The 13,521-nt window shown below is 42.8% G+C and carries 11 protein-coding genes and 1 riboswitch; of the genes, 3 read left to right on the top strand and 8 right to left on the bottom strand.

The window, feature by feature from the left end:
- The first annotated feature begins 58 nt into the window (after positions 1 to 58).
- Positions 59 to 919, top strand: coding sequence for an alpha/beta hydrolase family protein (locus U1I11_RS04955; RefSeq protein WP_322904281.1), 861 nt, complete (start codon positions 59 to 61; stop codon positions 917 to 919).
- Positions 920 to 1,027: 108 nt separating this feature from the next.
- On the opposite strand, the gene U1I11_RS04950 is transcribed toward U1I11_RS04955, so the two are convergent.
- From U1I11_RS04950 to U1I11_RS04940, 3 genes are all read right to left on the bottom strand, one after another.
- Complete coding sequence (locus U1I11_RS04950) at positions 1,028 to 1,666, bottom strand: NAD(P)-dependent oxidoreductase (protein WP_322904280.1); 639 nt, start codon at positions 1,664 to 1,666, stop codon at positions 1,028 to 1,030.
- Positions 1,667 to 2,185: 519 nt separating this feature from the next.
- Entirely contained in the window at positions 2,186 to 3,649 is a 1,464-nt protein-coding gene (locus tag U1I11_RS04945) for an NAD(P)/FAD-dependent oxidoreductase (RefSeq protein WP_322904527.1), read from the bottom strand.
- A gap of 183 nt (positions 3,650 to 3,832) precedes the next feature.
- Positions 3,833 to 3,932: riboswitch (purine riboswitch) on the bottom strand.
- A 376-nt stretch (positions 3,933 to 4,308) separates the two neighbouring features.
- On the bottom strand, positions 4,309 to 4,704 hold the full coding sequence (locus U1I11_RS04940; protein WP_322904279.1) for a hypothetical protein: 396 nt from the start codon (positions 4,702 to 4,704) through the stop codon (positions 4,309 to 4,311).
- An 826-nt stretch (positions 4,705 to 5,530) separates the two neighbouring features.
- Between U1I11_RS04940 and ymzB the strand changes: the two genes are divergently transcribed.
- On the top strand, positions 5,531 to 5,872 hold the full coding sequence (gene ymzB / locus U1I11_RS04935; protein ID WP_322904277.1) for a protein YmzB: 342 nt from the start codon (positions 5,531 to 5,533) through the stop codon (positions 5,870 to 5,872).
- A 226-nt stretch (positions 5,873 to 6,098) separates the two neighbouring features.
- Here ymzB and U1I11_RS04930 read toward each other — a convergent pair whose 3' ends face one another.
- The 4 genes from U1I11_RS04930 to U1I11_RS04915 all read right to left on the bottom strand — a co-directional run bounded on the left by U1I11_RS04930 (position 6,099) and on the right by U1I11_RS04915 (position 10,284).
- On the bottom strand, positions 6,099 to 6,941 hold the full coding sequence (locus tag U1I11_RS04930; protein WP_322904276.1) for a PPK2 family polyphosphate kinase: 843 nt from the start codon (positions 6,939 to 6,941) through the stop codon (positions 6,099 to 6,101).
- A gap of 104 nt (positions 6,942 to 7,045) precedes the next feature.
- Positions 7,046 to 7,912 (bottom strand): CHAD domain-containing protein, encoded by an 867-nt coding sequence (locus U1I11_RS04925; protein ID WP_322904275.1) that lies wholly within the window; start codon positions 7,910 to 7,912, stop codon positions 7,046 to 7,048.
- A gap of 169 nt (positions 7,913 to 8,081) precedes the next feature.
- The gene (locus tag U1I11_RS04920) at positions 8,082 to 8,843 is read right to left on the bottom strand and encodes a hypothetical protein (RefSeq protein WP_322904274.1); all 762 of its coding nucleotides are present in this window, start codon (positions 8,841 to 8,843) and stop codon (positions 8,082 to 8,084) included.
- On the bottom strand, positions 8,836 to 10,284 hold the full coding sequence (locus U1I11_RS04915) for a hypothetical protein (protein ID WP_322904272.1): 1,449 nt from the start codon (positions 10,282 to 10,284) through the stop codon (positions 8,836 to 8,838). Before U1I11_RS04915 ends, U1I11_RS04920 begins: the two co-directional genes overlap by 8 nt.
- A gap of 396 nt (positions 10,285 to 10,680) precedes the next feature.
- Between U1I11_RS04915 and U1I11_RS04910 the strand changes: the two genes are divergently transcribed.
- Positions 10,681 to 11,142: a hypothetical protein gene (locus tag U1I11_RS04910; RefSeq protein ID WP_322904271.1), complete on the top strand. Its 462-nt coding sequence runs from the start codon at positions 10,681 to 10,683 to the stop codon at positions 11,140 to 11,142.
- A gap of 432 nt (positions 11,143 to 11,574) precedes the next feature.
- Here the strand turns inward: U1I11_RS04910 and U1I11_RS04905 are convergent, their stop codons facing one another.
- Positions 11,575 to 13,353, bottom strand: coding sequence for a carboxylesterase family protein (locus U1I11_RS04905; protein ID WP_322904270.1), 1,779 nt, complete (start codon positions 13,351 to 13,353; stop codon positions 11,575 to 11,577).
- Positions 13,354 to 13,521: the final 168 nt, after the last annotated feature.

Genomic DNA, 13,521 nt, shown 5'->3' with positions numbered 1-13,521 from the left:
TTATGTATGAAATAATACCCAAGACAGCATATGCTTCGACAAGATGGGAGATGAAGGTATGATTTATCGTGTCAGTTATGTATCGGATACGTATAAAGTAAAAGGATATGTAGCGCTACCTTATGGCATGAACGTCGCCAAGGAGGCGTTGGAGCTTTCGTTGCGACGATTTTATGGTAGAAATGATCTGGAAGTGGAAGAAATCGCCTGTCCGCTACGTCATCCGCATGAGGATGTGCAAGGACAGCATTTATCGGTATTTGTATATTGCCGAGGTGGGATTGGACGGGTTGGCAGTGTGCGGGCGACATGGTTGGAGCGTTTTGCCCAGCATGGTCAGTTGGTGTTTGCGCCTTGTTATCGGGGAGCAGAAGGCGGCGAAGGCTGGGATCAGTTTGGCGGTGCAGATGCGCAAGATGTGCGGTCTGCGCTGGATTGGCTTAGTACGCTACCGTATGTGAATGCAGCGCGCATCAGTTTGATGGGCTTCTCACGCGGCTCGGTGAATGCTACGCTGGCGGCAGCAACATGGCGGCATAGCGATAATGGGCAAGGGATATATCGGCTCGTATTATGGGGCGGTGTTGCGGATTTGGCGCTGACATATGCGGAACGTATCGATTTGCGCCGGATGCTTAAACGTGTAATCGGCGGTTCCACCGGTAAATACCCGGAACGTTATGCAGCGCGATCACCGGTGGCGCTTGCACCGCAGCTCGACTGTCCGGTGCTGATCATTCATGGCGAACAAGATAGGCAAGTTGATTCCGGTCACGGTAAGCTGATGCGCGAGCGGCTGGAACAACTGCATAAGCCATTTACTGTACACTGGTATGAGCAGTACGGGCACCATATGCCAGAGCATGTACATAGGCAAGCCATTGCGCGTATGTTCGATTGGATCGAAGGTACCGTCTAAACCGTCGTCTATACGCAAAGAGCCGCTGATTTCGGATCGATCTGCCTTTGTTGCATTTACAGGTCAGTTTATGCCGATGATTAGCCGCTCTTTTCGGTTGTATTTATTTTATTCACTCACCATAACCGCTTTGCGATCATGCTCGGATTGCTGTGCTTGTTTAAGCATAAATTCCGCCAAATTCGCTCGTGACAGCTTCTTTTTGCTAGTAGGCAGCTGGCGAATCGCCGTTTCGTAATAATAGCTGCCTGTGCGTTCTCCATTCGTTAATAACGGTGGCTGTACAAGTACCCAATTCGCTGCACCGGCAGCGATAATCTTCTCTTTATCCCGATGATCGGCAAGCAAATTTCGCATCAATAATGGAGTCACCAAACGGTATAACCAGCCAAGCTTGCCTGCATCTTTTCTCGTGCCGACAAATGAAATATGCACGATTTTGCCTGCCTGCTGTTCGGCTGCTGCACGTGTAATATGACGCACCGCTTCCACTAGACGGAGATTGCGTTGAAACGGAGTTTTGGCACCTAATGCAGAAAATACGGTATCATAATGCTTTGCCGCCAATGCCGCATTCACATCATCATAGCTTGTGACATCGCCTTGCACGACATATAAGAGCGGATGTTCCATATTCAGCTTGTCCGGATTGCGTACAAAAGCAGTCACCTCATGCCCTTGCTCCAATCCTTGTAGCAGCAGTTCACGACCTGTTTTACCAGTAGCTCCGAAAATGATCATCTTCATAACATGCCCTCTCCAATCGTCGCATCATCTTGCTTGCCTGTGCCCAGCAGTGTTATCGCCCTCCGCTGCTCGTGTTCTCATTATAGATCGTGAAAACAACGATGATAAAACTTACGAAAAGTAAGTTTTAACCCAACTATAGGCGATAAATGAATACGGTGTCAACTTTGATACACCGTTCGTTAAGGTGATCGATTGTGCTCGCCAAAAACCGGCTTTTCTTTTACGCAAAAGCCGGTTTGGATGATAGAGATTTTATTCTGTTCGTTAATGGACTGCACCACTATCCAATGGTCGAGCTGACAGGAACAAGCTCAACCCGTACAATGGCAAACATTTCCACTCATGTGTATGAAACGAATCTGCGACCGCTAATAGTAATGGAAGCTATTTCGTTCATATCCTATCTTGTCTCGCTTTAATTTACGATACGTTCCTCTTATAATCGCTTAATCGTGAATACGTTTGGATATATTTTTATGGAATAATGACTCATTTCATCTAAACGTACACACCAACTCAAACTACTGTCGCCGGTACACGGCTATGGCTGCCTTTGCGTGTATGCATGCTGCGTGCAATCCATACGCCAGCCGCGCCTGCTTGCGCGAGTCCGCGTGTTACGCCTGCACCGTCGCCGCCGCAGTACAATCCGTCGATCTCGGTTTCGAGATTTTCGCTCAGTTTCGGGCGTGCCGAGTAAAATTTCGCTTCTACCCCATAAAATAATGTATGCTCAGATGCGATGCCCGGTGTGACACCTTCCAATGCCTGCACCATTTCGATCAAACTTTTCATCGTATTGTAAGGCAGTACGAGTCCAAGATCGCCAGGCACCGCTTCCTTCAATGTCGGCTCCAAAAAGCCTTCTTTGATCCGATCAGTCGTCGAACGGCGTCCGCGCAAAATATCGCCAAACTTCTGCACAATGACGCCGCCGCTCGATAAATCATTAGCACGACGGCAAATTTCGCGCGCATATTCGTTTGGCTTGTCAAATGGCTCGGTAAATTTGTGCGACACGAGTAGCGCAAAGTTCGTATTACGCGAACCGAGTGCCGGGTCTTTAAATGAGTGCCCATTCGCCGCCATCACACCGCTATGGTTTTCCACCACCACATGACCGGACGGATTGCTGCAAAATGTGCGCACCCGTGTGCCAACAGAGGTGTTAAAAATAAATTTGCCTTCATACAGATGCTTATTAATCTCCTGCATGACTACATCCGATGTTTCCACACGTACACCGACATCGACCTGATTGTTGTACATTTTCAGCCGACGTTTTTTCAAAATATCGGTCAGCCATGCCGAACCGTCACGTCCCGGCGCGATCATCACATTGTCGGACTCATACGTGTCGCCCTTTTTCGTCACAATGCCTGTAATCCGGTGCTTGCCGTCTTCTTTGACGGTTATAATATCTTCCACTTCAGCTTTATACACCATATCGATCCGTGTGTTTAAATACTCATAAATCGATTTTAAAATTTCCAAATTTTGCTCGGTTCCCAAATGGCGCACTTCAGCGCGCAGCAGCTTCAGACCGGACGCATAGCCACGTTGTTCAATTTCACGAATTACATCGGTAGTCGGATCGGTAATGCTTTCGGTTGCCCCATGCTCCAAATTAATGCTATCGACATAACGAATTAAATCTTCTACACGCGAACCTGGCAAATAATCGGTCAACCAGCCGCCAAATTCGGTCGTAATATTAAATTTACCGTCACTGTAAGCACCCGCTCCACCAAAACCTGCTGTTACCGAGCACGCTGGCAAACAGCCGGCAAAATCCTTTTTACCTGCTGGTGGCGGACAAAATTGAATTTTCTCCTGCATAATCGGACAATTCCGATTGTAAATAGTATGCCCTTTATCAATCAACAGCACTTTCCAATCCGGCGCAATGCGTGTCAGCTCATAACAAGCAAAAATGCCTGCTGGCCCTGCTCCTACAACGATGCAATCATATTTATTCATCATATCGTATCCCCCACCTGTATTCATTATCGTAGCATGCATCTGCTTACTGGCGGCTACGGTTCCAACCGATCCATATGTTCGTTCTGTATATCCATCCTATTTCAAACCGGCAAAGGCGGGCATAACAAAACAGAACCTTGATCGACAAGACAACAAAAAATTCCCAGCCAGCGAACAGGTATGCCAAAGCATCCTATCCGTAGCCAGGAATTTGCGGTTCCTTGTAGAAACCCTCGAACCTTATTTTCGAGGATATACGAATATTAATGATATTCAAACTATTTAATGTACGCTTATTATTGTAATAGCGCATCGTTCAAACGGTCTAACAGCGAGCTACATATCGTATATTAACGAATAATATACGAATGGTCAATAGTTAATATATATTAATGTTCGTTTTTTTGTTTGAAAAGCAGGTCGGAAACTATCGCAAAGCGATCTTTTGTATATTTTCACGAACTTTTACGATGATAGTTATGAAAATGGGCTGTAAAAACCGATTTACAATTTTTTTCAGCAACATTCGGAAAACGATCTATATTTTAATGCAAACTCGTGCTATTCGAAACTGTTCACTATGCCATTATTGGATGACACAGCAAAAATGCAGCCCAGTCACAAGCTGCATCGTTTACGTTATACATTGTATTTACTTAATCGGAAGTGTTGAAACGGCGATACAAACTGCCTTCGCGGATACCAAATACGATCCGGTCGTCACACATGTGAAAAGAAGCGAGCGGACGCGCCTGCTCGGGTACGGCTTGCAAATCGGTATACATACGCTCCGCTACATCGTAACATTCGCGATCCGTACACTTCGCATAAGCTCCAAAATATTTTTGCATAATCCAATAAAGCTGCTGTCCTAGTTCATCCGAAGATTGGACATGAGGCAATATATTAATAATATGTTCAATCTCGATGTTATATTCCTGAGGTAAACACCATTCCCGCAACTTCATCGGGTTCCATTCCATCATATGCAGCGCAACGATATTGTACGCGCGTCCGTGGACATTCCCGCCATGATTGTGATTGCTATTCATCCTTACCCCTCCTATTCTCTAGCTCACGCAGAGATGCTCTATCTGTCTGTATATAAGCAGTGCTTGTGGACTTCTATAGCGTAAAGAAGTAATATGCCTATTCGTATCTATATCAATATGCCATTAGGCAGTGTGCAGACAGGCTCGTCGGGAACAATATCGAAGTCTATCGAATATACCGCCCTGGACAACAAGTGAATCACATCTTAACATAAATGCTCACTAAGCCGCATCTTTTCAAAAAGACAATGTGCTTAAAGCACCAAGTTCATTGTCCAGCTTCTCCGCAATACGGGCATTATTCCACAATTCCCCAGTTGTCGCACATCTGAAAATGAGCTATCTTTTATAAACCTGATTGGAGAACACAGGCAAAAAAGCCAAATTAACAAGGTTATGCTGTACGTTATACGTTTAAACGTCATACAGACATGTCCGCTGTAAACTGGCTTGTATACAAAATTATGCACGAGAACGTCATAACTGTAAATGCGGTAAAAGACCTACAAATGTATATTAATTATGTATTGATCGCGATGTTATTTTATACATCTAGCGCATCTTTGGTGGTGATCCGATCTCTGAATACGTACGTAAAAGATGATCTCGCTACGTAAACATAAGATATATACAATTGAGCCATCTTTCATTGTACCATGTATATTCGTTTCGTTTGTACTTTAAATAATTTAAATACTATACTTAGGTGATCCGATTATGAAAGCAAGCGATCGGGTAAAAGAAGGCTAGAGGGCAAAGCGCCTATGCTTGATGAGTAAACTGTACCCTATAAGCTCCACGAATTTATAACAAAGGACTGATCACAATGACGGAACAAAACGATATCCAACAAGTACAGGAATGGCTACACCGCTATATTGGAACGACGCTAATTATCGAAAAACAGGAGTTAGACGATACCGATACGGTACATTTTACATTGTCTGGCGTAGATGAGCGTAGCCAAGATAATGAGATCGATGATTATTTGGAAAGTGCACTGCTGCTGCGCGGTGAAGGTCATACACAAAATGACGATGGCGAAACCGTGCCTGTGCCTGGCGATACGTATGAAATTATTACACATGATTTGCGCATCGACCAAATCGATGATGCAAACGTGCATTTGAATACAGAACGTGCTACGTACAAGCTGTCAGCAAAATAAACGGTGTGGCGCATTTTGCAGCGGAAGCCAAGCGTGAACGAATCGGAGTAGCACAACCAAGTGCGAAAGCAGCAAACGCTAGCCCTAACTCCACCTACATCCATATGCGCAAGCTACTATATACAGTTATGATCGCTTTAAACAAAGACCTTTACTCGATATCACTGCGAGCAAAGGTCTTTTCGTTTCCAGGTCGATACTATACCATATCGCCCCGGTACAGAAGTTATTTTTTCTTCAACTTTTCCAGTTCAGCAACCATAGCTGGCAAATGTTCTTGCAGCTCTGGAATCGGATCGGGATAAGATAGATTCATTTCTGCCAGCGTTTCCGTTACAATCTGCAACACTGCCAGATCACGATACCAGCGATGATCGGCAGGCACGATATGCCACGGATGCTGCTCGGTTGCGCAATGTTTGAACAGGTCTTCATAACATTGCTGGTATTGATCCCAATACTGGCGTTCCTGTAAATCGCCTTCATCGAACTTCCAGTTTTTATGCGGCTTTTCCACACGATCGATTAGCTTTTCCAACTGGAACCGTTTGGAAATATGCAAAAATATTTTAACGACCCGTACCCCATTTTCCTCTAGCATTCGTTCAAAATCGTTAATTTGCCGGAAACGCGTATGCGCCTGCTCGTCGCTTACTTGACCGTGCACCCGCGTAATGAGCACATCTTCATAATATGACCGATTAAATGTAGCGATATACCCATGTGCTGGCACATGTTGGTGGGCACGCCACAAATAATCATGGCTTAGCTCCTCTGATGTGGGCGCTTTAAAGCTGTACGTGTGAATACCAGCTGGGTTCGAAATGCTAAATACTTTGTTAATTACACCGTCTTTACCGCTGCAATCCATGCCCTGAAAGACGAACAATACCGCATGCTTTTTGCTGGCAAACAGCTTAGGCTGCAAATCCTCGAAAATTGCCGCTAGCTGGGCTTTTTCCGGTTCGATATCGGCTTTGTTTTTATACTTGCCTGTATGTTTCGGATCGATATCCTTTAAATGAATCGAATCGCCAGCAGCCAGCACCCAATTTTTATGTTTGGACATGATAATCGCTCCTTTTGCTAGAATGATGTGTAGTAGGACTGAAGTGTCAGTATCTACATATTACCCAAATGTAGCATAAAAGTGATCCCTATGTGGCAAGGAAGCTAAATCACTCGCTCATTTTCGTGAATAGCTATGTTCATTTCGTGTCGTAGCTCACCGATCAGCTCGTCTCTCACCTGTTCATCAAATTTTACGCGCTCCGGTTTCAGTTCTTCCAGCGCTTCAATCCAGACATGGCGGTCGTTAATATGACCGAGCTGTTTTTGGATATTTTTGTACACGTTTTCATGTTCGCGGAATTTGGCGTTAAGCGCAAAGCTTGCCGCTTCAGCCGTATAGCGCAGCTCTTTGGCGGCAATCCGTACTTGATGGAGCGCAGCCAGCGTATCGTCCGCTTCCAACCCTTGCTGTTTAGCGCTATGGCGATAATGCTGCTTTTTTTGCTCATAGGCGATTTCCAATTCACGCATAAGCCGGTTCACATCAGCAATAGCGACAAGTTGCGGTAGTTGCTGCTCTAAAAAAGGCTCCCATTTGCGACGTAGCTTTTTGCCTTGTAATTTGGGCAGTTTGCTTACGAGCTGCTCGCGATAAACACGGCGATGGTCTTTTTGCTCGTTGATTACCGCTTTGAGCAATTGGACAAGATGAGCATGTTGCTGCTGTTTTGCTTGTTTACGGCGTTGTTTAAACGCATCGATCAATACGTCTTCGTCACGCACTTTGCCAAGCCGTTTTTGCGCTTTTTTGAACAGCGGGAGCAATTCGGTTGTATCGTCTGGATCGAGAATACGCAGCAATGTCATTAGCTTACGGCAATTGACGCGCGCTTGATGGATATCTTCTTCGTCAAAGCTGTCTACCGCTTGCTGTCCATGCTGTTGGAATTTGTTATATAATTCGCTCAGTACTTGTCTCCATTGCTCTGCTTTAGCTTTACGTGAAGCGTTTGTCATTGTTGGGGTCACGGTTCATCACTCCTATACGATGGGAATCATTACGGAATCAAGAGCTATGTCGTGTTTATGAACGTGTCGGAACACTGAACATGTACAGTGAAAACATGGGGTATACAATGAATTACCCATTTAGCTTAAGTAAATGAACGGATTTGAAATGTTTTGTATAAATCGCTTGTTAGGGCAACACTTCAATTTGAAAATCTAACGGCTTTAATATGCTTTTAACGGTAGACAATTGATGTATAATGGCTTCATCAAAATTGTTCATTTCACGGCGATGATCGATCCCGCAAAATATTTTTCTATTTGTATACTCATGAATAACAAAATCGATAGGAATCGGATTCCCTTTCTCATCTTTGTATATTCTTGTATTGATACTTTTGTTACGTGTGGACTTAGGGATACTATTGTCATCCTTTGTAAAAAGGATACATTTTACGTGTACACTATTGGATGGAAATACTTGCAATAAGGAATAAATAATAAATAAATCTGTTAACGTAGATACGATTTGACGTCTTGCTTTAAAAAATTGTTCGATTGTTAAACAATATTTGATCTCTCCCAGCAGAAAAGTCGCTTCATACGTATGTTTATTGATCAAAATATACGATAGATCGCATTTTTTCTGTCGATCATCTCCTCCTTTGATCGTATGATATAAACTTTCTTCTTTTTTTAGACTGCTATTTCCATATTGATACACTATATATTCATCAAAATTAAAATTTTTACTAATGTAATTAGCCAAATCGATTGGGATTTCGATGTTATGATGCTGATTGTCTTGACATACTTCAATATGTTGTAGTTGTTGAATGCTATTAAGTTGCTGTATTTTTGGCAGATTACCATTTAACACATCTTTAGGTAATCTCTTGTCAAAACGGGAATGATAATATAATGGATCACTATTCATCGGATGTTTATTCATCATCATCTTCCCAAAATTCGTTTTGAAGTTCAGCTGTCAAATCGACAAATTGATTGATTTGTTTAATGAATTGTTTGAAAATAATCCCTTGATTATTTTTCTCTAAATAATGAATACCTTCTTTTTTGATGTATAATGCATTAATTTCATCGACTCTTTGCGGCTCAATGTGTGTGAGCATGGAATCGATCTGAAATTGTTTTAAAAATTGGAGTTGTTTTTCCTGTTCTAGCTTGCTCATCAAAATAAAATTATTAATCGTATCTGCGATAAATGTATTGTGGGTCGTAATCCATATGTTATAGCCCTTTTGATGTAGCGCTAGCAGTACAAATGTAAAGCGGATCGCGTTCGGTAAGGATAGGTGGGCTTCGGGTTCTTCGATCACTAGACTTTTATAGCGATCTGTTTGAATTAAACGTGCAAAAAAAGAGTATTCATTTTGCATTGATGATGCTTGAATGGTCGAGATTTCTTGATCGTTTTCTAATTTGTATCTTAGTTTGCCTTCATTGAACATTACTTTTGCTTTTAAAATATTATTTTCCAAAAAATCGACTATTTTTTGATTGTTATTGCTCTTGTCCCATTTAAAAGATGAGATGAACTGCTGTACATATCGCTCTACAAAAGGATCATCGCTGTGATTGTTTCTTTTACTATCATTTGCATAAAGTTCAGTTTCTTTTATTTCAAACCCATTTTCTAAAAAAAGGTCACCCGTAGATAGAAAATAATCGTAATCTCGCGTATATGCTTCTCTAGAAGCAGGCAGATACAACATATCAGCACTACCGCTAGGAAAATTAATTTTGTAAGCAAGTAGAGTCATAAATATAAAATTACCTGGTAATAGCCTTTTCAACATATCAGCTACAGGCTCATCTTTAGTAGACGATAATGCTCCAAACAATGTATTGTCGTTGATCTTGACCTCCAAACGATATTGAACACGAATTTCTTCATCAATGCTTACATGATCAAACGTATTCAACCTTTTAATTAAAATACGAATATCATGTCTGTCAGTAAAACGAAACTTTAGCTTGCCCAATTTTTGTATGATGCTATCAGGAAATGCACTTACAAAAATCTTTTCTTTGTTCTCGTGAAAAAGCGTATCTACATACTTCTCAATCATGTCATAAATTTTTTCTTTTTTATCATTTTGTATTAAAAATTCTCCATGTTGTTTTTCAGAATCGTATTGCAAGCACTCCTGCAATAGCTGTAATTCAGAAGACTCAAACATGCTCGATCGAAACGAAAAAACTTTGCTTGCTCCTTGTGTGTCCCTCAACACATGATCCACCGTCGACAACAGCTTCACCAAATGCGTCTTGCCACTGCTATTATCCCCGCAAAACACCATAAACGACGATAACTCAAACTCCTCTGAATCGATATCAAAAAAATTTTCTAATGTTATTTTAACAGCCACCGAATCACCTGCTTCATTTTGGATACACGCCAAACGCTACTCTCTGTTTATTATATATAAACGGATACACTTTGTCGCATCGCTTCAATATACTCTATGCATAGCCCATTTTGAAGGCTACCATTTATTTTTAAAATAACGCAATTTCTATAGTAACCACTTCTACCGATGTAGTTCTCAAAGTCATGCTCAAAACTTAGCCTAACCTTAATAAAAGCTGTACAATTCCAGTTTTTACTATATAATCCGTATAAAATACATATTTAATTAAAATCATACAAATCAGCAACCTACCTTTGAAACCGCCGCCTCATTTATATTATGATATAACATAGAATGCAGTTTATGCGTGATTAGCCGGCATTCGCCTGTACGAAAGGAGTATGACATACAATTATGAAAGCGTATTGGTTTGCACCGATTATGGCGTCTTTTATCGCCGCTCCTGTCCCTATGTATGCGGAACAAGCGATCGATGCGGTCAGTTCGGGTTTACAAAATCATACAAGCCAGATCGTTTCCAGCTCAGCATGGGAATATCCAATTATCCATTTTCGCAATGGTACGTATCGGATTATGATGGACCCAGCCGTTAGCACGATCAAAGTTGGACCAAAACTAGGTAAAGTGGAACGTAATATTAGCAGTTTTGATCAGGTGGATGATGATAACTCACTGATTGATACTTCTTATAAAAATGGTGATAGCAATATGCTCAGTGTCGACACACCGATTTACAAATTCCGCAATCGCAGCACACGTGATTGCATTATCGTCAGCCATAAAAACAAATATTACAAAGCGATTCGTAAAGTCGACACATCAGCTAACCGTGCTTCTTCTTCATCATTGCAGTAAAGCTTAGTAAGGGCGTATACATGAAAAATAGCAGCACGCGGGTAGTACGTTGTTTCAATCAAAAAGCAGGTTTGAACGTATCGATTTAAATGTATTTATAATCAAGTGAGCATGAGATCGTTATATGATGAATTTAAGGGAGACAACATAACAGCAGCAGATGATCGAAAAAGAACACGATCATCTGCTGCTGTTTTATAGTTTATTGAACATTGGTACTAAAGTTGCTCACATCAAGTTTTACTCTAATTATTGCTGTCATGCATATGGATGATCGCGCCCTGTTCACCTCGCTTGATCCCGCGTAGTTGGATCATACACCCCCTATATCTCCCACTCCATACTTCTTACAATGTCTATTGCGCAGTGTTGTTGATCGCTTCGCTCCCCATGCTTCTTACTTCTTACTTCTTACTTCATCGCAAACTTGCCTCAATACTGCGGATCAAAGAAAAAGCGTCCATTTAGCACTTTATCCCATACGACCGCTTTCGCTTGTGGTGTGAGCGAAGCTTCAATTTGTGTTTTAAGCGCATCGGCATCCGGCTTGCCTTTGATCATTTCAGTGTATACCGTTGTTGCGGTCGCATCCAACTTCATCAATTTGCCGGATTGTTGCCATGTGCTCCACGGCATTAACCCGCCGGATTGGATCGAGCGTCCGTGCAAAAAGTTAGACACATAGTCGCGATAACGATCCGCCAGGGCAAGGCGACCTTTTTCATTGGCTGCTGTATAAAATTGATGTTTGAATAAGGCGGCAAAGGCACTTTTGTCAAACGCTCCGGTCAAAAAGTCCAAATCTACACCGTGCGTAGCCGCCAAATATTTGGCTGGTACTTTTAAGCCGTCGCCATCCAATCCCCACGCGAACCGGTAGGCATACATATTTTGGGCTTGCGGGTCTTGGCTGTATTTGGCAGCGACTTGATCAGCGTTGAATGAAGAATACAGTTCGCTTCCGTATGCGGTCGCTTGCCAGAACTGTTTTTGCAGTGTTGGCTGCCAATCATTTTTCATAAAGCTGGTAAAAAATATCGGATCAAAGGCAGCAAAAGCGTTGAATTCATGCTGCATGCTGCCGATCAGCATCGGCACACGGTTGTATTGTCCATGATCGATAATATTAAAGCCTTGCTCTGGTAACACGGTGCCATCGGTAAACAGATGCGGAAATTCAGACATACGGATCATGACCTTACCGACCGCTTCCACGAGCAGACCGCTATCCAGGCTGCGCAATGTTTGTGCCAACTCGGTAGGAGAGGTTTGTTTTAAATAGCGAACACCTTCGGCTATCGTCTGTACTTTACCCGCTTTCACTAGTACAGCCGCCAGCTTCTCGTTATCATACGCTTCACCTTGTGCCGGTGAGCTAGTAGTCATCCCGCCGCTTAGTGGCATCGCTTTGACAAACAATCCTTTTGCGAGCGGCGAAATGGTTAACGCAAGCACATCGCGCGCACCTGCCGATTGTCCGCCAAGCGTCACATTTGCCGCATTACCGCCAAAGCTGGCGATATGCTGCTGCACCCACTTTAGCGCTTGTATCTGATCAAGTAACGCAAAATTCCCAGAATCTTCGGCAGCATTACCGGTAAGCAGTGCTGGCGAACGCATCCAGCCGAGCAGTCCTAGACGATAGTTGATCGTTACAATTACTGCATTCGTTTTTGCCGCCAGCACACTTCCATCAAATGAACCGCCGCTCCCAGTTACATTGCCGCCTCCATGCAAAAATACAAGTACAGGCAATGATTCCTCCGTTGTTGCCGGACGATAAATGTTCAAATATAAGCAATCTTCGCTACCTACCACTTTGTCGTTGACAAGTTGCGTACATATTTGTGGTAACGTAGTCGCCGCGATCGTCTGCGCTGGCGTTGCTGTCGGTGTTTGCGGAGCACGCCAACGTAACTCACCGACCGGAGGTTTGGCATAAGGAATACCAAGCCATGTCCATGTATAGGCAGATTCCGCCTTAATCCCGTTAAAAATAGCTTGTGAAGTTGGTTGTGTAAGGCTCGCCTGATAGGCGTATGCTGATGTAGTTGCCATATTATGTTCACTCTCCCTACTGCTGCTCTTGCTGCTTTCCTTACTACTGTTCTCATTGTTGCCTGCCGCCGTAGCCAAACCGTTTATGCTCCATGTGCACAGCAATAGCAACATAATCATTACGACGATCGATCGAGTATTCGTTGTTTGCATCCTCTCTCCGCCTTTCATAGCTATAAAATGTAGTCGTTATGAGCATAGTTAAATTCAATCTGTAAAGAGGTCAATACACTATCTGCAAACGGTTACAAATACATTTTACTAATACCTTGACAAACAAAAAACCTGACCCAGCAACAGCATGTACACAAATGTACAAAC

It is taken from the genome of Paenibacillus campi (genome assembly GCF_034659835.1).
GTDB classification, from domain to species: domain Bacteria; phylum Bacillota; class Bacilli; order Paenibacillales; family Paenibacillaceae; genus Saccharibacillus; species Saccharibacillus campi.
This window is presented reverse-complemented; position numbering and strand designations above follow the sequence as displayed.

What these genes read in the sequence shown, in the direction of transcription:
- U1I11_RS04955 (WP_322904281.1), top strand. Translation starts at nt 59, where the DNA reads ATGATTTATCGTGTCAGTTATGTATCGGATACGTATAAAGTAAAAGGA.
- U1I11_RS04930 (WP_322904276.1), bottom strand. Translation starts at nt 6,941, where the DNA reads ATGTCCAAACATAAAAATTGGGTGCTGGCTGCTGGCGATTCGATTCAT.
- U1I11_RS04945 (WP_322904527.1), bottom strand. Translation starts at nt 3,649, where the DNA reads ATGAATAAATATGATTGCATCGTTGTAGGAGCAGGGCCAGCAGGCATT.
- U1I11_RS04920 (WP_322904274.1), bottom strand. Translation starts at nt 8,843, where the DNA reads ATGAATAAACATCCGATGAATAGTGATCCATTATATTATCATTCCCGT.
- U1I11_RS04940 (WP_322904279.1), bottom strand. Translation starts at nt 4,704, where the DNA reads ATGAATAGCAATCACAATCATGGCGGGAATGTCCACGGACGCGCGTAC.
- ymzB (WP_322904277.1), top strand. Translation starts at nt 5,531, where the DNA reads ATGACGGAACAAAACGATATCCAACAAGTACAGGAATGGCTACACCGC.
- U1I11_RS04910 (WP_322904271.1), top strand. Translation starts at nt 10,681, where the DNA reads ATGAAAGCGTATTGGTTTGCACCGATTATGGCGTCTTTTATCGCCGCT.
- U1I11_RS04905 (WP_322904270.1), bottom strand. Translation starts at nt 13,353, where the DNA reads ATGCAAACAACGAATACTCGATCGATCGTCGTAATGATTATGTTGCTA.
- U1I11_RS04950 (WP_322904280.1), bottom strand. Translation starts at nt 1,666, where the DNA reads ATGAAGATGATCATTTTCGGAGCTACTGGTAAAACAGGTCGTGAACTG.